Annotated in this window: 20 protein-coding genes; 9 read left to right on the top strand and 11 right to left on the bottom strand. The window is 69.5% G+C overall.

Going from position 1 to position 22,235, the window contains the following annotated elements; genetic code table 11:
* The 9 genes from mraY to JVH1_RS32225 form a co-directional block, all read right to left on the bottom strand.
* The gene (mraY, locus tag JVH1_RS32265) at positions 1–1,080 is read right to left on the bottom strand and encodes a phospho-N-acetylmuramoyl-pentapeptide-transferase (protein ID WP_005247625.1); all 1,080 of its coding nucleotides are present in this window, start codon (positions 1,078–1,080) and stop codon (positions 1–3) included.
* The gene (gene murF, locus JVH1_RS32260; protein ID WP_009473740.1) at positions 1,077–2,591 is read right to left on the bottom strand and encodes a UDP-N-acetylmuramoyl-tripeptide--D-alanyl-D-alanine ligase; all 1,515 of its coding nucleotides are present in this window, start codon (positions 2,589–2,591) and stop codon (positions 1,077–1,079) included. Before murF ends, mraY begins: the two co-directional genes overlap by 4 nt.
* The gene (locus tag JVH1_RS32255) at positions 2,588–4,201 is read right to left on the bottom strand and encodes a UDP-N-acetylmuramoyl-L-alanyl-D-glutamate--2,6-diaminopimelate ligase (RefSeq protein WP_009473741.1); all 1,614 of its coding nucleotides are present in this window, start codon (positions 4,199–4,201) and stop codon (positions 2,588–2,590) included. Before JVH1_RS32255 ends, murF begins: the two co-directional genes overlap by 4 nt.
* A 169-nt stretch (positions 4,202–4,370) precedes the next feature.
* Positions 4,371–6,221, bottom strand: a complete 1,851-nt coding sequence (locus JVH1_RS32250) for a penicillin-binding protein 2 (protein ID WP_043778136.1) — start codon at positions 6,219–6,221, stop codon at positions 4,371–4,373.
* Entirely contained in the window at positions 6,218–6,895 is a 678-nt protein-coding gene (locus JVH1_RS32245) for a hypothetical protein (RefSeq protein ID WP_009473743.1), read from the bottom strand. Before JVH1_RS32245 ends, JVH1_RS32250 begins: the two co-directional genes overlap by 4 nt.
* The gene (rsmH, locus tag JVH1_RS32240; RefSeq protein ID WP_009473744.1) at positions 6,892–7,908 is read right to left on the bottom strand and encodes a 16S rRNA (cytosine(1402)-N(4))-methyltransferase RsmH; all 1,017 of its coding nucleotides are present in this window, start codon (positions 7,906–7,908) and stop codon (positions 6,892–6,894) included. Before rsmH ends, JVH1_RS32245 begins: the two co-directional genes overlap by 4 nt.
* A gap of 196 nt (positions 7,909–8,104) precedes the next feature.
* Positions 8,105–8,536, bottom strand: a complete 432-nt coding sequence (gene mraZ, locus JVH1_RS32235; RefSeq protein WP_005247637.1) for a division/cell wall cluster transcriptional repressor MraZ — start codon at positions 8,534–8,536, stop codon at positions 8,105–8,107.
* 490 nt (positions 8,537–9,026) lie between these two features.
* Positions 9,027–9,455, bottom strand: coding sequence for a DUF3040 domain-containing protein (locus tag JVH1_RS32230; protein WP_009473745.1), 429 nt, complete (start codon positions 9,453–9,455; stop codon positions 9,027–9,029).
* Positions 9,456–9,687: 232 nt separating this feature from the next.
* Complete coding sequence (locus tag JVH1_RS32225; protein WP_009473746.1) at positions 9,688–10,068, bottom strand: SAV_6107 family HEPN domain-containing protein; 381 nt, start codon at positions 10,066–10,068, stop codon at positions 9,688–9,690.
* A gap of 253 nt (positions 10,069–10,321) precedes the next feature.
* Here JVH1_RS32225 and JVH1_RS32220 point away from each other — a divergent pair, with 253 nt between their 5' ends.
* From JVH1_RS32220 to JVH1_RS32200, 5 genes are read left to right on the top strand one after another with little or no spacing between them, the layout of a single operon-like run.
* A complete protein-coding gene (locus JVH1_RS32220) occupies positions 10,322–10,933 on the top strand; it encodes a GNAT family N-acetyltransferase (protein WP_009473747.1) in 612 nt (203 codons plus the stop codon).
* The gene (locus tag JVH1_RS32215; protein ID WP_009473748.1) at positions 10,930–12,504 is read left to right on the top strand and encodes an NAD(P)/FAD-dependent oxidoreductase; all 1,575 of its coding nucleotides are present in this window, start codon (positions 10,930–10,932) and stop codon (positions 12,502–12,504) included. The genes JVH1_RS32220 and JVH1_RS32215 overlap by 4 nt, the downstream gene beginning before the upstream one ends.
* A complete protein-coding gene (locus JVH1_RS32210) occupies positions 12,501–13,313 on the top strand; it encodes a carotenoid biosynthesis protein (RefSeq protein WP_009473749.1) in 813 nt (270 codons plus the stop codon). The genes JVH1_RS32215 and JVH1_RS32210 overlap by 4 nt, the downstream gene beginning before the upstream one ends.
* A 31-nt stretch (positions 13,314–13,344) precedes the next feature.
* Positions 13,345–14,058: a hypothetical protein gene (locus tag JVH1_RS32205; RefSeq protein WP_043778139.1), complete on the top strand. Its 714-nt coding sequence runs from the start codon at positions 13,345–13,347 to the stop codon at positions 14,056–14,058.
* Positions 14,055–15,215 (top strand): glycosyltransferase family 2 protein, encoded by a 1,161-nt coding sequence (locus tag JVH1_RS32200; protein WP_009473751.1) that lies wholly within the window; start codon positions 14,055–14,057, stop codon positions 15,213–15,215. Before JVH1_RS32205 ends, JVH1_RS32200 begins: the two co-directional genes overlap by 4 nt.
* On the opposite strand, the gene metF is transcribed toward JVH1_RS32200, so the two are convergent.
* Positions 15,208–16,215 (bottom strand): methylenetetrahydrofolate reductase [NAD(P)H], encoded by a 1,008-nt coding sequence (gene metF, locus JVH1_RS32195; protein ID WP_009473752.1) that lies wholly within the window; start codon positions 16,213–16,215, stop codon positions 15,208–15,210. The two genes, JVH1_RS32200 and metF, sit on opposite strands and share 8 nt — an antisense overlap.
* A 147-nt stretch (positions 16,216–16,362) precedes the next feature.
* On the opposite strand from metF, the gene JVH1_RS32190 reads away from it, so the two are divergent.
* From JVH1_RS32190 to JVH1_RS32175, 4 genes are all read left to right on the top strand, one after another.
* Positions 16,363–17,460 carry a polyprenyl synthetase family protein gene (locus tag JVH1_RS32190; protein WP_237735112.1) on the top strand — a complete coding sequence of 366 codons (1,098 nt, stop codon included), beginning with the start codon at positions 16,363–16,365 and terminating at the stop codon, positions 17,458–17,460.
* A gap of 10 nt (positions 17,461–17,470) precedes the next feature.
* Positions 17,471–19,096 carry a phytoene desaturase family protein gene (gene crtI, locus JVH1_RS32185; protein ID WP_009473754.1) on the top strand — a complete coding sequence of 542 codons (1,626 nt, stop codon included), beginning with the start codon at positions 17,471–17,473 and terminating at the stop codon, positions 19,094–19,096.
* A gap of 112 nt (positions 19,097–19,208) precedes the next feature.
* Positions 19,209–20,813: an alpha-(1->6)-mannopyranosyltransferase A gene (locus JVH1_RS32180; protein WP_009473755.1), complete on the top strand. Its 1,605-nt coding sequence runs from the start codon at positions 19,209–19,211 to the stop codon at positions 20,811–20,813.
* Positions 20,814–20,820: 7 nt separating this feature from the next.
* Positions 20,821–21,762 (top strand): phytoene/squalene synthase family protein, encoded by a 942-nt coding sequence (locus JVH1_RS32175; protein WP_009473756.1) that lies wholly within the window; start codon positions 20,821–20,823, stop codon positions 21,760–21,762.
* Positions 21,763–21,769: 7 nt separating this feature from the next.
* Here the strand turns inward: JVH1_RS32175 and JVH1_RS32170 are convergent, their stop codons facing one another.
* Entirely contained in the window at positions 21,770–22,138 is a 369-nt protein-coding gene (locus JVH1_RS32170; protein ID WP_043778143.1) for an Rv2175c family DNA-binding protein, read from the bottom strand.
* Positions 22,139–22,235: the final 97 nt, after the last annotated feature.

Here is a 22,235-nt window from a genome sequence, read left to right as displayed (position 1 = left end):
TCAGCCCCCGATCGCTGCCAGGTACTCGCTGTAGAACAGCGCGAGCCCGATCGCGGAGGCGATGGCGGCCAGCAACCAGAACCGGATGATCACCGTGGTTTCCGCCCACCCTGCAAGTTCGAAGTGGTGGTGGAACGGAGCCATCCGGAACACTCGTCTTCGGCTCGACCGGAACACGGCGACCTGGATCACGACCGATGCCGCCTCTGCGACGAACAGCGCGCCGATCACGACCATCAGCAGTTCGGTGCGCGTCGTGATCGACAGTCCGGCGAGCATGCCGCCGAGTGCCAGCGAACCGGTGTCACCCATGAAGATCTTGGCGGGCGCCGCGTTCCACCACAGGAATCCGATGCACGCACCCGCACCGGCCGCGCAGATCAGGGCCAGGTCGAGCGGATCGCGGACGTCGTAGCAGCCCTTGCCGGGGCTCGTCTCGCACGCGTTGCGGTACTGCCAGAACGTGATGATCACGTAAGCGCCGAGGACCAGGCTCATCGACCCGGCAGCGAGACCGTCGAGGCCGTCGGTCAGATTGACCGCGTTCGACCAAGCGCTCACCAGGAGGTAGCAGAACGCGACGAACACGACGGAGCCCATCGTGACCGTCGCGATGTCACGCACGTACGACAGGTGCTCGCTGCCCGGTGTGAGGTCGTTCGCGCCCCGGAACTGCAGCGCGAGAATGCCGAACGCCACTGCCGCGATGAGCTGTCCGACCAGCTTCGCCGTCTTGTTCAGTCCGAGGTTGCGCTGCTTGCGGATCTTGATGAAGTCGTCGAGGAAGCCGACCCCGCCGAGCGCCGTCGTGAGACCGAGAACCAGCAGTCCCGATGCCGACGGCCCGTCCGCGTTGTAGCCGATGCCGATCAGGTGCGAACCCCAGTAGCCGGCCCACAGTCCGGCGAGAATGGCGACGCCGCCCATCGTCGGGGTGCCGCGCTTCGACTGGTGACTCGCCGGACCTTCGACACGGATCTCCTGGCCGAACCCCTGACGGGAGAAAGCCTTGATGAGAACGGGGGTCAGCAGAATCGAGACGGCGAGCGCGATGCCCGCCGCGAAGAGGATCTGTCTCACCGCGTAGCCTCCGAACCCTTCTGTCCCGTGCTTCCCGCCAACACCGTGTCCGCGACCTCCCACAATCCGATGGACTGCGACGCCTTGACCAGCACCAGGTCACCCGGTGCCAGTTCCGCTTCGAGCAAGGCGACCGCACCGGCGATGTCGGGGACGAGGATCGACTCCTCACCCCACGAACCCTCCATGACCGCACCCTGATGCATGGCGCGGGCGGGCCTGCCGGTTCCCACGATGATCAGCCTGCTCACGTCCAGCCGGACCGCGAATCTGCCGATGGCGTCGTGTTCGACCACTGATTCTGGACCCAGCTCGGCCATTTCTCCGAGCACCGCCCAACTCCGGCGCGCCGCACCCCGGCCCGACCGGGCCATCGACACCAGCGCCTTCAGGGCCGCCCGCATCGAGTCGGGGTTGGCGTTGTACGAATCGTTGACGACGGTCACACCGTCCGGCCGGTCGCGGACGTCCATCCGGCGCGCCGAGACCGCGGCGGCACCGGAAAGGGCCTGCGCGATCTGCTCGAGGTCCGCCCCGCATTCGAGTGCCACCGCCGCGGCGGCGAGCGCGTTGCCGACCTGGTGTTCACCGTGCACGGCGAGCTCGACGGCGACACTCCCGGTCGGCGCCGTGAGAGTGAAACGCGCCCTTGCCTTCTCGTCGAGCACGATGTCGGTGGCCCGCACGTGCGCGGACTCCGACCGGCCGACGAGGACCACCCGGGCCGATGTGCGCGGCGCCATGGCTGCCACCAGCGGATCGTCGGCGTTGAGGATCGCGACACCACCCTCGTCCGCCGAGGGCAGCGACTCCGCGAGTTCGCCCTTGGCAGCGGCGATCGCGTCGCGGGAACCGAATTCGCCGAGGTGCGCCGTACCCACGTTGAGGACGACCCCGATCTTCGGGGGTGCGATGTTCGCGAGGGAGGCGATGTGCCCGCGGCCGCGGGCCGACATCTCCAGAACCAGGAATCCCGTGTCCGCGTCCGCACGTAGTGCGGTCCACGGGTGGCCGAGTTCGTTGTTGAACGATCCGGGTGGCGCGACGACAGGACCGAGGGGGCGCAGGACGGCGGCGAGCAGATCCTTGGTCGACGTCTTTCCCGCCGATCCGGTGACGCCGACGACGGTGAGCCCCTTCGCGGTGAGGCCGTCGACGGAGGCGCGCGCGAGCTTCGCGAGGGCTGCGAGCACGGCGGCGCCCGATCCGTCGGTGTCGTGTTCGAGTGCCATCGCCTTGCTCGGGACGTCGCTCGGCGTCGGGGTGACGACGATCGCGGGGACGCCGACCGGGCGCGCGGCCAGGACGGCGACCGCACCGGCCTCGACCGCCGAGGCCGCGTGATCGTGGCCGTCCACGTGGGCGCCGGGCAGGGCGAGGAACAGCCCGCCGGCGGTGACCTCCCGCGAGTCGAACTCGACCGTTCCCGTCACCTCGGCCGACGGATCGGCGACGTCGTGCAGTTCGCCGCCCACGATCTCGGCGATGCGAGCGAGTGTCATCGGGATCATCGCGTTCCTCCGACCTGTCGCTCGATCGCGTCGCCCAGTACGTCGCGGTCGTCAAATGGGTACTTCACCCCGTGTATCTCCTGACCGATCTCGTGTCCCTTGCCTGCGACCAGAACCACGTCGCCTGCCTGCGCCCAGCCGACGGCGTCGGCGATCGCCTTCGCTCGGTCCGCTACTTCCCACACCTGTCCCCGCTCGGATTCGGGCACTCCGAGAGCGCCCTCGCGGACCGCGGCCCTGATCTTCGCCGGGTCCTCGCTGCGGGGGTTGTCGTCCGTGATGATCAGCAGGTCGGCACCACGCGCGGCCGCGGCACCCATCAGCGGCCGCTTGCCTGCGTCGCGATCGCCGCCCGCACCCACGACAACGGCGACGCGACCGCGTACCTGCTCGCGCAGCGTCGCGATCACCGCCTCGACCGCTGCGGGTTTGTGGGCGTAGTCGACGACGGCGAGGAAGTCCTGTCCCCGGTCGATCCGCTGCACCCGGCCCGGCACGTCGACGCCGGCGATGCCCTCGACGGCGTCGCGCGGATCGACACCCAGCGCCGCGCACAGCGCGACGGCGAGCGAAGCGTTGGCGACGTTGTACTGCCCCGGCAGACGGAGCTCCACGTCGAGTGTCGTGCCCTCGGCCGTGGTGAGCGCGAAGGTCTGCGAGCCCGAGGGCGACACCGTCGCCGGGCCTGCCGTCCACACCGCGCCCTCGCTGTCCGGTGTGGTCGCGACTGTCGTCACGATCGAATGCGCACCGCGGGCGACGTCGGCCATCCGCTGTCCCCACACGTCGTCGATGCAGATGACGGCGTGCTGGGCGTGCACGGACGAATCGGCCGCGAAGAGCCGCGCCTTCGCGGCGAAGTAGTCCTCGAAGTCGCGGTGGAAGTCCAGGTGGTCCTGGGAGAGGTTCGTGAACGCGCCCACATCGAAGCGGACTCCGTCGACGCGGCCGAGCGACAGCGCGTGGCTGGACACCTCCATCACGACGGTGTCGATCCCCTGCTCGAGCATCACGGCGAACAGGGCGTGGAGCTGCGGCGCCTCGGGGGTCGTCAGTGCGCTCGGCACCCGGCGGCCACTCATCCGGGTCTCGATGGTGCCCACGAGACCGGTCGTCCGCCCCGCGGCGGTGAGCGCGGCTTCGACGAGATACGAGGTCGTCGTCTTACCCGATGTCCCGGTGATACCGATGACCTGCATCTTCTCGGAGGGCCGGCCGTAGATGGTTGCCGACAGCTCACCGAGGACGCCGCGTGGGTCGTCGTGGACGAGCACCGGCATGTCCGAGCCCAGTGCGGACACCAGCGCGAATCCGGCCTCGTCGGTGAGGATCGCGGTCGCGCCCCGTGCGAGAGCGTCGGCGGCGAATTCCGCGCCGTGCGCGCGGGCCCCGGGAAGGGCCGCGAACAGATCGCCCTCGACGATCCCCTGGGCGCGGAGATCCACCCCGGTGACGATGACGTGCTCGGCGGTTCCCGTGGGTGCCTCGACCCTCGCTCCGGCGAGCGCTGCCAGAGCGCTCACCGTGGTACGGACCGGCTGGGCGGGGCGAAGACTGTCTGTGACCTTCACCTCCACTGACGCCGACTGCGGGCGGGACGGAACAGGCACCGGGCTCCTCTCGGATGTCGACTCTCACTGACAACGGCTTAGTGCACGGATCAATACAGCGTGCTACCTCGGCAGTTCCCTGCGTCCACGGGAAAGTCCGTGTCCACTGAACGGCCGACGTGTCAGATTACCGCGAGTGCTCTCGGAACCCGATTCGGCCGACCTTCGCTCAATCGGCCTGCAGCACCAGCCTGCGTCCGGGGTCCGGGGACATCGGCACGCTGTCGCGCTGCAGCATCCAGGACGCGATGTTGTGGAACAGCGGCGCGGCGGACTGGCCGCCGGAACCGTCCGCGCTGCGTGTCGGCGCGTTGAGCATGATTCCGACGACGTACCTCGGGTTGTCGGCCGGGGCGATCCCGGCGAACGTGATCCAGTAGTTCGAGTTCGAGTAGCACTTGCAGGCGGGATCGACCTGCTGGGCGGTGCCCGTCTTACCGCTGATCTGATACCCGTCGACGGCGGCCTGCACCCCGGTACCCCGCTGGTTGCCCGTGTCGTTCTGGGTGACGGACCGGAACATGTCGCGGACGGTGGACGCGGTCTGCGGGCTGACCACCGTCACCTCGTCGGGCGCGTCGGTCTCAGTCCGGTTCCCGGCCGCGTCGACGGTCGCCTTGACGATGCGAGGCGGGATGCGAACGCCGTCGTTGGCGATCGCCTGGTACATGCCGGTCATCTGCAGCAGCGTCATCGACAGGCCCTGACCGATCGGCAGGTTCGCGAACGTGCCCCCCGACCACTGGTCGCGGCTGGGGACGCTGCCCGCGCTCTCACCGGGTAGTCCGACGTCGGTGCGCTGGCCGAGACCGAACCTGGACAGCATGTCCGCGTAGCGGTCCTCCCCCACCCGCTGGGCGAGCATCAGGGTGCCCACGTTCGACGACTTCCCGAACACGCCCGTGGCCGTGTACGGGGCGACCCCGTGGTCCCACGCGTCCTTCACCGACACACCCGACATCTGAATGTTGCCGGGAACCTCGAGAACTTCGTCCGGTGTGGTCAGGCCGTACTCGATCGCGGCAGCCGCGGTGACGATCTTGTTGACGGAGCCCGGTTCGAACGGCGTGCTCACCGACAGGTTGCCCATCTCCACGGTCCGTGGATTGTTGCCCACCCCGATCGCCGGGTTGAACGTGCTGTCGTTCGACATCGCGAGCACCTCACCGGTGTGGGAGTCGAGCACGACCGCCGACGCGTCCTTCGCACCGGACTTGTCCTTGGCCATCTGCACCTGCTGCTGAACGTAGTACTGCAGGTCGGAGTCGATGGTGAGCTCGACGCTCGACCCGTCCACCGCCGGCTGCTTGTCACGCCAGCTGCCGGGAATCACCGCGCCGTCGGAGCCCCGGTCGTAGGTCTGGGAGCCGTCGGTGCCTGCGAGGGTGGAGTCGAGGGAGTCCTCGAGACCGAGCAGTCCGTGACCGTCCCAGCCGGTGGCGCCGACGAGGTTGGCGGCTAGGGATCCGCCTGGGTACTCGCGGATGTCCTGGCGTTCGAGTCCGACCTCCGGGAACTTGTCGCTGATCTGCGCCGCGATGTTGGGGTCGACGCTGCGCGCGAGATAGACGAACGTGTCGTCGCCGTGCAGTTTCTCCTTCAGATCCTTCTCGGGTGCGGCGTCGCCGAGCCGGTCGTGGATCTCCTTCGCAATCGCGTCGAGACGGGAGTCGACGTCGGGGGCGGTGTCGCTCTTGGCCTTCGCCTCCTCGAGTTCCTTCCGCACCCGTGCGGGCTGGAACGTCAGGGCCTTCGCTTCCATCGTGAATGCGATGGGGTTGGAGTTGCGGTCGGTGATCGACCCGCGCAGCGCGGGATCCACCTCGGTGGTGGTGCGTTGGTTCGCCGCTTCCGCGGACAGTTGTGGTGCGTCGATGACCTGGATCCACAGAAGCTGCACTGCGGCGAGGCCGAGCGCCAAGAACATCACCAGGCGTCCGTACCGTTGCCTGAACGGAAAGGACGCCGAACCGGCGCCCTTGGGGCGCCGGGGACGACTTCTCGGTGCGCTTCGATTCACCGGCGACCGCCGGACGGTGGAGCAGTCGTCGGAGCGGTGGTCGAGGGGATCACAGGAACCAATTGTTCACCCTGAGCTTGGATCTCCGTGCCATTGCCGGGCTGCGGCGTGGCGCGCGGCGCCTGCGTCGTCGTCCCGCGGTTGGGGGCGGTCGCGACGGCGTTGCCCCGCTGGGTGGGCGGGACGGCGACGTCGAGCGGCGGCACGGGTGCACCCGACGCCGGGGCCGGCTTTCCGACGACCTCGACGCTGCCGTCGGGGTGGACGACGAGGCGAGCGGGATCATTGGCGGGCACCATGCCGAGCTTGGCCGCTTCCTCCGCCAGTTTCGGGGCAGAGTTGGCGGTCTCGACGTCACGCTGCAGCGCCGCCTTCTCCTCCGCGAGCGACTGGTTGTGAGCGCGGGCGGCGCTCAGCTGGTACGAGTCCTCGGCGGAGCGGGTGGTCAGCAGCAGTGTCATGGCCAGACCCATGGCGAGCAGAACGAGGATCGTCGCCACGAACGGGATGCGGGCGGTGAGCGTACCGGCGCGGTTCTTGCCGGAGACGGCGATCGCGGATCCACTGTGCACGGCCGCGCGCTGGGTGCGCTTCTTGTACGCCCGCTCAGCCGCGCCCGTCCGGTTGGCCCCCCGCGCGGGCCGCATTTCGGTGGAACTCACCTGAACCGTCATGCCGCCGACCTCCTGGCAATTCTTTCTGCAGCGCGCAAACGCACCGGGGCTGATCGTGGGTTCTCTTCGACTTCCTGTTCGGACGCCCGCTCCGCCCCTCGTGTGAGGATCCGGAACTCCGGTCCCATCCCCGGTAGTTCGACAGGAAGCCCCTCGGGGCTCTTCGACTTCGACCTGGGAGTGATTTCCTGCTTGACGACCCGGTCTTCGAGGGATTGGTACGACATGAACACGACGCGTCCCCCGACGGTCAACGCGTCGAGTGCAGCCGGGACCGCGGCGCGCAGTGAATCGAGCTCGCCGTTGACCTCCACTCGAAGGGCCTGGAACGTCCGCTTGGCGGGATGTCCCCCGGTACGGCGGGTCGCCGCAGGAATGGAGCGGTACAACAGTTCGACCAGTGCTGCGCTGGTGGTGAACGGCTCCTTCGCGCGCTGCCGGACGATCTCCGACGCGATCTTGCCCGCGAAGCGCTCCTCGCCGTACGTGCTGAGGATGCGAGCGAGATCTCCGTGGCTGTACGTGTTGAGGACCTCGGCCGCGGTGATGCCGGTGGTCGGGTCCATCCGCATGTCGAGGGGCGCGTCGATCGAATACGCGAACCCCCGATCCGATTCGTCGAGCTGCATCGAGGAGACGCCGAGGTCGAAGAGGATCCCGTGCACGGACTCCTGCGCGGGCAGCCCCGCTTGGTCGAGCGCGTCCTCGATGCCGTCGTAGCGGGTGTGCACGAACGTGATGCGATCGGCGAAGGGCGCGAGCCGGCCGCCGGCGATCTCGAGCGCGTGCGGATCACGGTCGAGGGCGATGAGCCTCAGCTGGGGGTAGGTCCGCAGGAAGTGCTCGGAGTGTCCGCCGAGACCGAGGGTCGCGTCGATCATGACGGCTCCCCCGCCCTGCGGGTCGTTCACGGTGAGGGCGGGGCCCAGCAGTTCGTCGGCGCGGTGAAGCAGAACCGGAATGTGACCGAAACCATCGGTGGGCGAGGAATCTTCCCCCTCGTGATCCACCATGATCCCTCCGGCTCCTGCTCTGTGGTGCGGGTGAAGTGCCCGATGCCGGGGTTCACTGCTCGAACTTCTCTTGTCGGCCAGTTGCCGTGGCGAATGCTTCGAGGTCCCTGCCCGAAATGAAAACCTGGCGCTGGGGAAGTGCGTCAGGGTTCCGTCGGACAGAGGCCTCGCGGCATTCGCGGGGACGCTGCCACGCTCAGACGATCTCGCCGAGCGCGACTCCTGTTGCCTGCGAGTAGTTCTCCTCGTTCGCCTCGACGTAGGTCTGCCAGGCTTGCGCATCCCAGATTTCGAGGAAATCGACCGAACCGATCACTACGCAGTCCTTGGAGAGACCCGCGTAACGACGGTGATCTGCCGAGAGGGTGATGCGCCCCTGGGCATCTGCGTGCTGCTCGTCGGTACCTGCCGCCAGCCCACGAACGAAGGCTCGCGCCTCCGGATCGCTTCTCGACGCGGCCGCGGCCTTGCGTGCGAGTGCCGTGAACTCTTCCCGGGGATACACCGCGAGGCTGTGATCCTGACCCTTGGTGACCATCAACCCTCCCGCCAGCGCATCCCGGAACTTTGCGGGCAACGTGAGCCGCCCCTTGTCGTCGAGCTTCGGCGTGTAGGTACCGAGAAACACTCGACACCTCCCACCGCGTTCATATCGAACGCCGTATGCCCGGGCGGTTCACCTTCGCTCCCCGCTGCGCACCACAGTACCCCACTTTCCCCCACTCACAAGGTGGATAACGGCGTGTTGTTCACAAATTTGCCCGATACTTGCTGGTCAACGCTCATTGCGGATGGTGGGGGAAAATTCCCGACGTGATCACCGACACGAGCAGAGCCGATCAGGCTCGGCCCCACAACGGCGCAGGATGGCGCAAAAGCCCAGGTGAAAGCGCACCGCGAGAGGGCGGCACCCCTGCCTCGCGGTTCATCGCGGAGCGGAGGGGGGAAAGTGGGGAAACAGGGTGGGTGAGGGTGGGGAATCGTGGGCGGGACGGTTCACTGGCCCCACCGGATCGACCCCCGCCTACGCACCCGGCGATCCTGGACCGAGCCCCGACACAGCAGTGGCGGCGTGGCATCACATGCCACGCCGCCACTGGGCTGCTGAGCGGGTAGTACTACTCCTGCTCGAATCTCTTCTTGAAGCGGTCTTCCATTCGCGACGAGAATCCGCCACTCTTGCGCCCGCTTCGGGGCTTACCGCGATCGGCACGGCCGGTCTCACCTTGCGTGGTCGAGCCACCACGTGAGGACTGTCCGGACTTGCTCTTACCTCCACCCCACAGGAGGAGGACTCCGGCGCCGAACATGACGATGAAGCCGATCAGGCTGATGACGGGAAAACCGCCAGGCTTGATCGGAAGGGCGACGCCGGCGATGAGCAGGACCAGCCCCAGAACGAACAGGGCCACCGCCTGCAATCGACGACGACTCGATGCCGCACGCATGCGACCGCCTCGCACAGTGGAGGCGAACTTGGGATCCTCGGCGTAGAGAGCGCTCTCGATCTGGTCGAGCATGCGCTGCTCGTGCTCGGAGAGTGGCACGGTACCTCCCCCGGCACTGGGTGTTGGCCACCGCCTCACGGTGCGAGACGGTGGGTAACCGACTTTGGCGGCTACCTAGATTTAATAATACGAGCAGTTCGATCCCCGTACCACCTACTCCACGTACGAGTTCCCCACCAACCTTACGGACTCCCACACCGAACCCCGTCCGGGGCACCGCAATGTCGCGGACGCCTCACCGTTTTCCCGCCGTTTCCGGGCCCGCCGCCGACTAGGACGCCCGCAGATCGAGACCTGCGCCACGTCCGATGTGATCTTCGACGGCCTGGAGAAAGCGTCCGACCTCGACGAAGAACTCGTCGGCCTCGAGATCGGTGAGGGTTCGCGACATTCCCGCCTCGATCGCGGCACGGGTGGCCGAGTGCCCGGCGAAGTAGTCGGCCCAGTTCACGAATTCGGGCGCCGCGTCGGCCATGAGAACCCAGGCGTTACGCGTTCGTGTCCGTCTGCGCCCCGCCGCAGGCCCCTCGACGGCGGCCAGCACTGCGCCCGCCCCGCGGAGCGCGGCCAGATACGCGCTGTGGAATCGATCCGCCGGCCCACCGGCACCCACCGATTGGGCGAGGAGCGCGTCGGCGCGATCGAGCAGCACCGAACCCCGCCTGGAGCCCGGGTGGCGTACGTCACCCGGTCGGCGTGAGTTCCCAGAGGTCGGTCCCGTGACCGGGTTCGTCATCACTTCGCCTCCAAAACCCCGGTGCAACCACCCCGCCGGGCGTAGTCAGGTCGTGAGTTCGGGGGCCGGCGATGCTCGCTTCCCTCGAGCATCGCCGGATCCCCGCTATCGAACATCTGTTCGACCTATTCAATATAGCTGGACCCACCGACACGTCGTCAAGAGAAAGGTGAGACCGGTCGACACGAACGCTGACCAGACTCCGCTCGTGGTCGAACTCTCGGCCACCGAGTTCCGCGACCGCCTGCACGAGGCGCTGTCGATCTACGTCGCCGCCATGGGCTATCCCCACGGCACCGAATACCACCGGGCGCCGATGTGGAACGAGCACCTGCAGCGATCGGGGTGGCGGGGCGTCGGCGCGCTCGTCCCGGCCGGTGACGGATCCACCGACAACGCGGCCGCCCGCCTCGTCGCCGTCGCCTACGGCTACCGCGGGGCGCCCGAACAGTGGTGGCACCAGCAGGTCCGTTCGGGTCTGCGCCACACGGGGTGGACCCGGGACCAGATCGACGTGATCCTCGGCAACTACTTCGAACTCACCGAACTCCACGTCCACCCGGACGCCCAGGGACACCGGCTCGGCGAGACCCTGCTCCTCCGCCTCCTCGAACGCAGGCCCGAACGCGGGGTGCTGCTCTCCACCCCCGAAGTGGCGGACGAGGACAACCGCGCCTGGCGGCTGTATCGCCGCCTCGGCTTCAGAGATGTCCTGCGCCACTTCCGATTCGCCGGGGACAACCGGCCGTTCGCGGTGCTGGGACGCGGGCTTCCCCTGTGATCGACGCGGTGGTGGTGGGGTCGGGACACAACGCCCTCGTGTCGGCGTGTTACCTCGCGCGATCCGGGTGGTCGGTCGAGGTGATCGAACGCGACACCGTGCTCGGCGGCGCGGTGTCCACGGTGGAACGCTTCCCCGGGTACAAGGTCGACCGCGGGTCGTCCGCGCACATCATGGTCCGTCACACGGGGATCGTCGAGGAACTCGATCTCGGCGCGCACGGACTGCGGTACCTCGACTGCGATCCGTGGGCGTTCGCCCCCGCCCCGGCGGGTTCGGATCGGCCGGGCATCGTGTTCCGCCGCAGCCTGGATGCGACGTGCCGGTCCATCGAGGAGTCGTGCGGCGCCGCGGATGCCGACGCGTACCGCCGGTTCGTGGCGGTGTGGGGTCCGCGCAGCGCACGGGTCATGCGCGCGTTCTCGAATCCGCCGACCGGGCCCGCGCTGCTCTCGTCGTTCTGGGGGCTCGACACGGGCGGCGGCGGTAGCGACCTCTCCCGGCAGTTCCTCGGTTCCGGCGACGCGCTGCTCGACGAGTACTTCGACGACGAGCGTCTCAAGGCGGCCCTCGCATGGTTCGGCGCCCAGTCCGGTCCGCCGATGTCGGAGCCGGGGACGGCGCCGATGGTCGGATTCGCGGCGTTGATGCACACCATTCCGCCCGGCCGTGCCGTCGGCGGCAGCGGAGCCCTGACCGCGGCCCTCGCCGCGAGGCTGCGGGCCGACTCCGGGACCGTCTCGCTCGGCGACGCGGCGGTCTCGTTGAGCCGCGACGGCGACTCCTGGACGACGCGGACGGCGTCCGGCCGGGAGATCCGCTCACGGGCGGTGATCGCGGGCTGTCACGTGCTGACCACGCTCGGCCTGCTCGAGCACGGCGGATACGACGCACAGACCCTCGACCGGTGGCGTCGCCGGATCCGCGTCGGCCCGGGGATCGGGATGGTGGTGCGGCTGGCCACCGACGCCCTCCCCGCCTATCCGAGTGCGCCCGACGCCTCGGTCACCCACGGGCTCCAGCTGCTGGTCTCGGATCGCGCGCACCTGCGGCTCGCGCACGGCGCGGCCCTCGCCGGGGAACTCCCGCCGCGGCCCGCGGTGCTGGGAATGAGCTTCAGTGGCCTCGACCCCACCATCGCACCCGAGGGCAGGCACCAGGTGACCTTGTGGTCGCAGTGGCAGCCGTACCGGCTGAGCGGCGGCCGGCGCTGGAGCGACCTCGCCGGACCGGAGGCCGATCGGATCGTCGCCGAGATCGACGCGCTGGCTCCCGGTTTCGGTGAGTCCGTCCTCGACCGGCACGTGCAGTCGCCGCAGGACCTCGAAGACGAGATGGGGTTGCTCGGCGGCAACGTCATGCACGTGGAGATGTCGCTGGACCAGATGATGATGTGGCGTCCCCTCCCCGAACTGTCCGGGCACCGGGTGCCGGGTGCCGACCGCCTGTACCTCACCGGCGCCTCCACCCACCCGGGCGGCGGGGTGTCCGGGGCGAGCGGTCGCAGCGCCGCACGCATCGCGCTCCACGACGACCGGCGGGGCCTGGGACGCCTGCGACGCCGGCGATGACCTCCCGCCTGCCCCTGATCCTCGCGTGCGCGGCGGTCGCGGCGCAGATCGTCTACCCGCTGGTGCACGGCGGGATCCGCGACGTGGTCACCGTGCTCGTCGTCGCGCTGCTGGCCGCGGCGTCCGTCACCCATGCGGCGGTGACCCGGGGTGCCCGCTGGACGGTGGGACTGGTGGTCGTCACCGCGGGGCTCGGTCTGTGCTCCGAGGTCGTGGGCACGGCCACCGGCTTCCCCTACGGCTGCTACGACTACAGCATCGACCGTCTCGGGCCGGCACTCGCGGGGGTGCCTCTGGTGGTGCCGTTCGCGTGGACGGCCGGGTTCTATCCGGTGTGGTGCGTGGCGTCCGTACTCGCGCGGGGTCCGCGTCGACGGCTGACGCGGATCGCGCTGACGACGATCGGTGTGGTCGGCTGGGACCTGTACCTCGACCCGCAGATGGTCGCGGACGGGCAGTGGCACTGGTGTGTCACCGATGCCGGCCTGCCCGGTATCGAGCACATTCCGTTGACCAACTACGCCGGGTGGTTCGTCGTCGCGGCCGTGATGGCCGTCGCCGTGGACCGCATCGACCGTCGACTGGACGCCGGGCACCGGCACCGTGACGGTGTCCCGATCGGGTTGTTCCTGTGGACGTGGCTCGGTTCGGCGCTGGCCCATTCGGTGTTCCTGGGTGCTCCCGAGTTGCGGTATTCGGCGATCTACGGGTGGTTGGCGATGGGAATCCTGGGAGTTCCGCTGCTCGTGTCGCTGCTTCGGCCGCGCGTCCGGCGACCCGGGACCCACGACACGCACCCTCACACCTGACACCGATCCACTCCCCTGGCACGATACGACTGTGCAGCCGCCCCCAGTTCCGACCTCGACCCGCTCGCGGAGGGCTTTGTCCCTCGCGGCCCTCGGCCTCCTCCTCGTGCCCCTCCTCGCGGGATGCCTGCGGGTTCAGGTGTCGATGGGGGTGTCCGCCGACGACCGGGTCTCCGGCCAGATCGTGGCCGCCGCCGTGCCGGCGAACGATCAGGACAAGGGCCCGCAACTCACTCCGCCCGACTCGCTGTCGGGCAAGGTGCGCGTCCAGGAGTACAAGAAGGACGGGTACGTCGGCAGCCAGGCGTTCTTCAGCGACCTGACGTTCGGCGACGTGCAGCAGCTCGGCACCATGTCGGAGCAGGCCAACGGAAGTTTCCAGATCTCGCTCCAGCGGACCGGCGACCTCGTGACCCTCGACGGGAAGGCCGATCTCAGTTCGGTCCCCGCGCAGGGCACGGACGTGCAGTTCACGATTGCCTTCCCGGCGCGCGTCGCCACCACCAACGGCACCCGTGAGGGCGACTCGATCGTGTCGTGGAAACTTCCCGCCGGCGACACCTCGACGATCCGCGCCGAGGTGCGTTACTCGGACCCGAGCACCCGTAGCTTCGCGGGCTGGGCGGGCATCATGGCCGGTGTGACGCTGGGCGTCGCCGTGATCGTCGGTGCGCTGGCCTGGTTGGCCCGCAACAGGGATCCGGTGATCGGCAGCGGTCGCGCACGGGACCACTCGGAGGTGTGACCTCTCGCCCGATCGAGCGGGTCGTCCGGGTCGGCTCCCTGATCTCGGTTCTCGGTCTCGCCACCAGCGTCGCCAACCTGGGCCGCGCCCCGCGGCTCCCGGCGGCGGCCCGCCCGGTCACCGAACCCGTCACCGTCTGCATTCCGGCCCGGGACGAGCGTGACCGGCTGCCGGACCTGATCGGCGACCTGCGCGAACAGCGAGGGGTCGACGATCTGCGGGTGTTCGTCTACGACGACGGCTCCACGGACGGGACCGCCGAGGTCGCGGACGCCGCGAGCGGCGCGGACCCCCGCTTCTCCGTGATGCGGGGAACCGCGGAACCGCCGCCGGGCTGGGTGGGCAAACCCGCGGCCTGCCACCGGGTGAGTGAGCACGCCTTCGCCCGGGGCCGCGGTGACGGGGGGATACTCGTGTTCCTCGACGCCGATGTGCGGTTGCGTCCGGGCGCCCTGAACGCCGCGTGCGCCGCGCTGCGCGAGTCCGGGGCCGCGCTGGTCTGCCCGTGGCCGTTCCAGCAGGCGGGGTCGGTGACCGAGGGGCTGGTGCAGCCGCTGCTCGCGTGGTCGTGGGCGGCGACGCTGCCGATCCGCGTGGCCGACCGGTCGCGGCGCCCGTCGACGGCGGTGGCCTGCGGGCAGTTCATGGTGTTCGATTCCGCCGCGTACCGCAGGGTCGGAGGTCACCGGGCCGTCGTGGACAGCGTGACGGAAGACCTCGACATCGCGCGACTGCTCCGCACTCGGGGTCACGCGACCACACTGGTCGTGGCCGGCCGGTCGGCGTCGTGCCGGATGTACGAGGAGGCGGGCGCGCTGCGCCGCGGTTACGACCGCTGGCTGTGGACGGCATTCGGCTCCCGCCTCGGCGCCGCGGCGGTCCTCGGTGCGGCGAATGTGGCGTTCGTCGCGCCGCCGGTCGCGTTCGCGGCCGGACGGGGACGCGTGCGCCGGTGGGGGGCAGTGGGGTATCTCGCGGCCACGACGTCCCGGCTGTGCGCCCGGGCACTCGAACGCGGTGACCGCCTCACCGCCGCCGACGTCGCAGGCGCGGTCGCGCACCCGCTGTCCGTCGCCGCGGTGACGGCACTGACGGTGTCGTCACATCGCAGTCACCGCCGCGGGCGCACCCGGTGGAAGGGGCGGAGCCTCAGCTGACCCGCGCCGGGGTGACCGGGGCGGGATCCGCCACACCCGAACCGACCTTGTCGCCGAGCCTGGCAAGCACCTCGCTCGTGGCGCGCGCGAAGTTGAGGGTGATGAAGTGCAGGCCGGGTGCCCCCTCCGCGATGAGGCGTTCGCTCATCTCGGTGGCGACGTCGATGCCGATCTCGCGCACGGCGGCGCGGTTCTCCTCGGGACCGTCCCCGGCGGCCGTGGCGAGACGCTTCTCGAGGTGCGCCGGGAGACGCGATCCCGACAGTTCGAGCACGCGGCGGACCGACCGCAGCGACGTGATCGGCATGATCTCGGGGATGATCGGCTTGGCGCCCTGTTCGGGGTCGTACGCCGACACCCGGTCGCGCAGTCGCAGGTAGTCGTCGACGTCGAAGAACATCTGGGTGATCGAGTACTCGGCACCTGCCCGCAACTTCGACACCAGGTACCGGGTGTCGTGCGCGAGATCGGGTGCCCGGTAGTGGCCTTCCGGGAACGAGGCGACGCCGACATGGAAGTCGCCGAGGTCGCGGACGAGCCGCACGAGGTCCTCGGCGTACTCGACGCCGTCCGGATGCTTCTCCCACTCGCCCAGCGGGTCACCGGGCGGGTCGCCGCGCAGGACCAGGATGTTGCTGATTCCGCGGTCGGCGTAGGCACCGACCATCGACCGCAGTTCGTCGACACTGTGCGACACGGCCGTGAGGTGCGCGACCGGCAGGAGGGTGGTCTCCTCGGCGAGCTGACCGGTGACGCGGACCGTGCGGTCGCGCGTCGACCCGCCCGCGCCGTAGGTCATGGACACGAAGGCCGGACCCATCCGCTCGAACTCCCGGACGGCACGCCACAGACGAGCCTCGGCGGCCTCGTCACGCGGCGGCGAGAACTCGACGGAAAAGGGGACCCGGCCGTCGCTGGACGACCGGATCCGGTCGACGATGGACGGAGTGCGGGTTACCCAACCTTCGCTGGCCCGCCCCCTGACGGAATCGAATGTCACCCGTCCAGCATAGGTAGTGCCCGGGGCATTGCACCCACTGCGTCTGCGCGGGCGGCGGGAGCCGGGAATCCGGCCACCCGGGAGGGCGCCCACTATGGTGGTGTCGACGCCTGTCGCCGGTCTCGGCGCGCACGCGAGAATTCGATCCTGGAGGCAACACTGTCCGTTGGAACGCGCCCCGTCGCCCTCGCGGCCGAGGTCGAAAATGCGCTTCGCGACTTCTTCACCAGCCGGCAGGACCTCGTCGACTCCGTGGGTGGTGGTTACCGCGAGGCCGTGACCACGCTCGAAGACTTCGTCCTGCGCGGAGGCAAGCGGGTCCGCCCGGCCTTCGCGTGGACCGGTTGGGTCGGGGCGGGTGGCGACGCTCGTGGCCCCGACGCCGGACCCGTGCTCCGCGCCTGCTCCGCGCTGGAACTGGTTCAGGCCTGCGCGCTGGTCCACGACGACATCATCGACGCGTCCACGACGCGTCGCGGGTTCCCGACCGTCCACGTCGAGTTCGCGGAACAGCACCGCGCCGGGGCGTGGAGCGGTGATTCCGCTCACTTCGGCGAGGGCGTCGCGATCCTCCTCGGCGATCTCGCGCTGGCCTGGGCCGACGACATGATCCGCGAATCCGGAATCACCCCGGACGCGTCGGCCCGCATCTCCCCCGTCTGGTCCGCGATGCGCACCGAGGTGCTCGGCGGGCAGTTCCTCGACATCAGCAACGAGGCCCGGGCGGACGAGTCGATCGTCGCCGCCATGAAGGTGAATCGGTACAAGACGGCCGCGTACACCATCGAGCGGCCCCTACACCTCGGTGCGGCGCTCGCAGGCGCCGACGACACCCTGGTCTCGGCGTACCGCCGATTCGGCACCGACATCGGTATCGCCTTCCAGCTCCGCGACGACCTGCTCGGCGTGTTCGGCGATCCGGCCGTGACCGGGAAGCCCTCCGGCGACGACCTGCGGGCGGGCAAGCGCACCGTCCTGTTCGCGATGTCGCTGCAGCGCGCCGACGCCGAAGACCCCGCGGCGGCCGCGCTCCTCCGCGAGGGCATCGGCACCGATCTGTCAGATTCGGACGTGGACACCCTCCGGACCACGATCACGTCCCTCGGCGCGGTCGCGGACGTGGAGAAGCAGATCGAGGAACTCGTCGGGAACGCGCTGTCGACGCTGGCGGCGAGCACCGCCACTACCGAGGCGAAGCAGCAGCTCACCGAGATGGCCGTCGCCGCGACGCGCCGCGACTACTGAGGGTCCGGGGATGGCCCGCGCGCTCCGGACGGTTCCCGGCCGCACCGATCACGTCGTGGTCGTCGGCGCGGGTCTAGCCGGTCTCTCGGCCGCTCTGCACCTCGCCGGATCGGGCAGGCGTGTCACCGTCCTCGAACGGGACTCGTCGCCGGGCGGCCGGGTCGGCACCTACCGTGGTCCCGGCTACGACATCGACAACGGTGCCACCGTCCTCACGATGCCCGAACTGGTCGGCGAGGCCCTCGCCGCCGTCGGCGCGGATTTCGCGTCCACCCGGCCGCCGCTTGTCCTGGAACGGCTGGCGCCGGCGTATCACGCACGGTTCGCCGACGGGTCCTCACTCGACGTGCACTCCGATCCCGACGCGATGGTCGCCGAGGTCAGCCGGGTGTGCGGGCCGGAGGAGTCGGCGAGGTATCTGCGGCTGCGGCGCTGGCTCGGCCGGATCTTCGACGCCGAGTACCACCGGTTCATGGATGCGAACTTCGACTCGCCGCTGGATCTCGTCTCATCCCCGGCGGCCGCGCGGGATCTGCTGACGCTCACCGCCCTGGGCGGGTTCGGCAGGCTCGGCGCCCGCGTCGACCGTACGATCACCGATCCGAGACTCCGCCGGATCTTCACGTTCCAGGCCCTGTACGCGGGGGTCGCGCCCGCCGACGCCCTCGCGGTGTACGGCGCGATCGCCCACATGGACACCTCGCTCGGCGTCTACTTCCCGCGCGGCGGGATGCGCTCGATCGCGCTCGCCCTCGCCGACGCCCTCTCCACAGCGGGCGGCGAGATCCGGTTCGACACCGAGGTCGCGGCACTCGAGCGAAGCGGCGACCGCGTCGGCACCGTCGTCACGGCGGCGGGTGACCGCGTCGACTGCGACGCGCTGGTCCTCACCCCGGACACCGCCGTCGTCGACGCACTGCTCCGCCCGGTGACACGCCGGACCCCCCGGCGGGTGCGGGTGTCGCCGTCCGCCGTGGTCCTGCACGGGACCGTCCCCACCGCGGTCGCCTCCCAGTGGGCCGCCCAACGACACCACACCATCGATTTCGGTCACGCGTGGAAGCGGACGTTCGCGGAGATCACCGCCCGCGCGGGGCGCGGACGGCTGATGACGGACCCGTCGCTGCTGATCACCCGGCCCGCCCTGTCGGATCCGGGCCTCGCCCTGGACCGCGCTGGGATTCCCTCGGAACCGCTGTCGGTGCTCGCGCCCTGCCCGAACCTGCACAGCGCACCGCTGGAGTGGTCGTCGCTGACCGGCCCGTACGTGAACGAACTGCTGCGCGAACTCGAGACGCGCGGGTACCGCGGGATCGCGGAGCATTTCACGATCGACCGCGTCGACACCCCCCTCACCTGGCTCGGCAAGGGCATGGCGGCGGGCAGCCCCTTCGCGGCGGCGCACGTGTTCCGGCAGACCGGGCCGTTCCGGCGCCCCAACCTGGTCAGGGGCCTGGACAACGTCGTGCTCGCCGGTTCCGGCACCGTCCCGGGTGTCGGAGTTCCGACCGTCCTGCTGTCGGGGAAGCTGGCGGCCGCCCGCATCACCGGGCCCACCGCAGCTCGAAGCGCGGAAAGACACACCGGAGCACGAAGTGCGGAAAGAGACACGGAAGCATCAAGTGCGGGAGGATAGGGCGAGGCGTGGCGGGAACTGGTACCGACAGCAATTAAACTGGGTCCTCGACCATGCGATGCGCACGCCGACGACCGCAACCGAACTCACCTCGGGGGAGGAATCTGCACTCATGACGTCCTCTGCCCGGCAGGCGACCGTCGCCGCTGCGACGACCACGCCGCAGCGGTCGTGGCCCCAGACCACGGCCGGCTTCCTCCGCAGCCCGGAGGGGCACGCCGCCATCCTCGGGTTCGCGGGCGCCGTGATGATCACGTTCGGTGGATTCGGTGCGGGCAGCGTCCGCCGCGAGGACCCACTCCTCGAGGCGATGCACCTGTCGTGGCTCCGGTTCGGTCACGGTCAGATCCTGTCGACGGTCATCGTCTGGGTGGGTGTGGTCGCGATGATCACGGCCTGGGTGCGGTTGGGTCGTGCCACGCTCGGCGGCGACGTCACCCTCCGGCAATTGCGGATGATCGTCCCGGTGTGGACGGCGCCGCTGCTCCTCGCAGTGCCGATGTTCAGCCGCGACGCCTACTCCTACCTGGCGCAGGGTGCGCTCCTGCGTGACGGGTTCGACCCGTACGCCGTCGGGCCGGTGGTCAACCCGGGAGTCCTCCTCGACAACGTCAGCAACGTGTGGACCACCACCACCGCGCCGTACGGTCCGCTATTCCTGCTCCTCAGTCAGGGGATCACGGCGCTGACCGGCGACAACGTGATCGCCGGGACGATGCTCCTGCGCGTGACGATGCTGCCCGGACTCGCGCTGATGGTGTGGGGGGTTCCGCGCCTCGCGCGGCACCTCGGCGGTAATCCGGCGATCGCCCTGTGGCTCGCCGTGCTCAATCCGCTGGTCCTGGTCCACCTCATCGGCGGGGTTCACAACGAGCTGTTGATGGTCGGCCTGATGATCGCCGGCATCGCGCTCGTCCTCGAACGTCGCCATCTCGCCGGGATCGCCCTCGTCGCGGTCGCGGTCGCGATCAAGGCGACCGCAGGCGCCGCGCTGCCCTTCATGGTGTGGATCTGGATGCTCCACGAGAAGGAGAAGGCCGAGGCGGAGGGGCGCACACCCGCGTCGCCGCTCGCGTCGTTCGCGAAGACCGCGGGCGCGGGGTTCGCCGTGTTCGTGGCCATCTTCGCGGCCGCGTCCGCCGTCGCCGGTGTCGGGCTCGGCTGGATGACCGCGCTGTCCGGTTCGAACAAGATCATCAACTGGTTGTCGCTGCCGACGATCCTCGCCCACATCGTGACCGTCGGAACGTCGTGGTTTGCGGAGCTGCGGCTGGGTGAGGTGCTGGCGATCACCCGCCCGATCTGCGCAGTGGCCCTGGTCGCGATCGTGCTGACGGCCTGGTGGCGCTACCGGACGACCGAGCGTGACGCGATTCTCGGAATCCTCATCGTCCTGGTCGCGATCGTGATCCTGTCGCCCGCGGCGCTGCCCTGGTACTACTCGTGGCCGATCGCCATCGCGGCCGGCTTCGCGTTGTCGACCCGGACCCTGATGATCCTCGTCGGGTTGTCCACCTGGTTGATGCTGGTCTTCCAGCCCGACGGCTCGATCGGCCTGTACACATTCCCGCACGTCGTGCTCGCGACGTTCGCTGCGGTCGTCGCGGCCGTGTCGCTCCGCACGGTCGACCCGCTGCGGCTGCGCACACCCCGGCCCGTCGAGGACGAGCGCACCGCCGACCTCGCAGGTGCTGCGACGGCGCCGCGCGTCGAATGACCGGTCGATGACCGACCTGGCCGGCAGTTACCGGTACTGCGGCGCGGTGACGGCGGAGCACGGACGCACCTATCATCTCGCGACCCGGCTCCTTCCCGAGCGCCGCCGGGCCGCCGTGCATTCCCTCTACGGGTTCGCGCGCACGGTCGACGACATCGTGGACGTCGATCCCGGCCGGACGGCCGGCGACTGCGCCGCCGAACTCGATCGGATCGACGCGGCTCTGCGACTCGGCTTCACCGACCGGACCGCGGTCGGTCCGGATGCGTGTTCACGGGAGATGCGGCGGGTCCTTCCCGCGTTCCTCGACACCGTCGCGTCGTTCGACATCCCCCACGACTACTTCTTCGCGTTCCTGCAGTCCATGCGGATGGATGTTCCGGGGACTGTCGAGCATCGGTCCGAGTACGGCACCATGACCGAGCTCCGGACATACATGTACGGATCGGCCGTCGTGATCGGGTTGCAGATGCTGCCCGTCCTCGGAACCATCGGGCCCGTCGCCGATGCGGAACCGCACGCTGCGGCTCTCGGTGAGGCGTTCCAGCTGACCAATTTCCTTCGCGACGTGGGCGAGGACCTGGATCGGGGCCGGGTCTATCTCCCGGCCGACGAATTGGCCGCGTTCGGTGTCGACACCGAACTTCTCGCGCACAGTCGCCGCAGCGGCACGACGGACCAGCGGATCGTGCGGGCCCTCGCCCACCTGATCTCGGTCACCCGGTCGGTGTACCGGGACGCGGAACCGGGCATCGCGATGCTGGACCGGCGGGTGCAACCGGGTATCAGGACCGCGTTCGTGCTGTATTCCCGCATCCTCGACGAGATCGAGCGAGGCGGTTACCGGGTGCTCGACCGGCGCGCCACCGTGTCCCGGAGAAACCGGTGGGCGACGGCGCTGCCTCAGTTCGCCCGGCTCGCGGTGCCTGCCCGTGGCCGAGTGCGGTGACCGGCGGTCAGAATCCCATCGCCTGAGCGCGGCGGATCACTTCGCGGGCGAGGTCGCCGTGCAGTGCCTGGACGGGCGTGCCGGGGAGGCTGTCGTCCTCGCGGAACAGCCACTGCAGGATCTCCTCGTCCTCGAATCCGCCGTCGTGGAGCACGGCGACGAGACCGGGCAGCCATTTGACGATCTCGCCGGTCTCGTCGAAGAAGAGTTCGGGAACACCGAGGACGCCGTCGCGTCGGACGGCGATCAACTGCTGATCGCGCAGAAGCTGCTGCACGCGGGTGACGGTCACACCGAGGTTCTTCGCGACGTCCACCAACTGGAGGAGCGAGACGGAAGGGTCCAGGACATCGTCACAGTAAGGGATGGCACTCACTTCCCTAACGTTATCTGGTCGCTTCCGGCGTGGCGCTACCGGTCGGTGTCGCTGGCTACGATTGAGGAGCGCGTGGCCGGGCTGCGCGCTCTGACGG

The sequence above is a fragment of the Rhodococcus sp. JVH1 genome (genome assembly GCF_000280725.2).
Classification (GTDB): domain Bacteria; phylum Actinomycetota; class Actinomycetes; order Mycobacteriales; family Mycobacteriaceae; genus Rhodococcus_F; species Rhodococcus_F jostii_A.
Note: the sequence above shows the minus strand (reverse complement) of the source record. Positions and strands in the feature narration are given on the sequence as shown.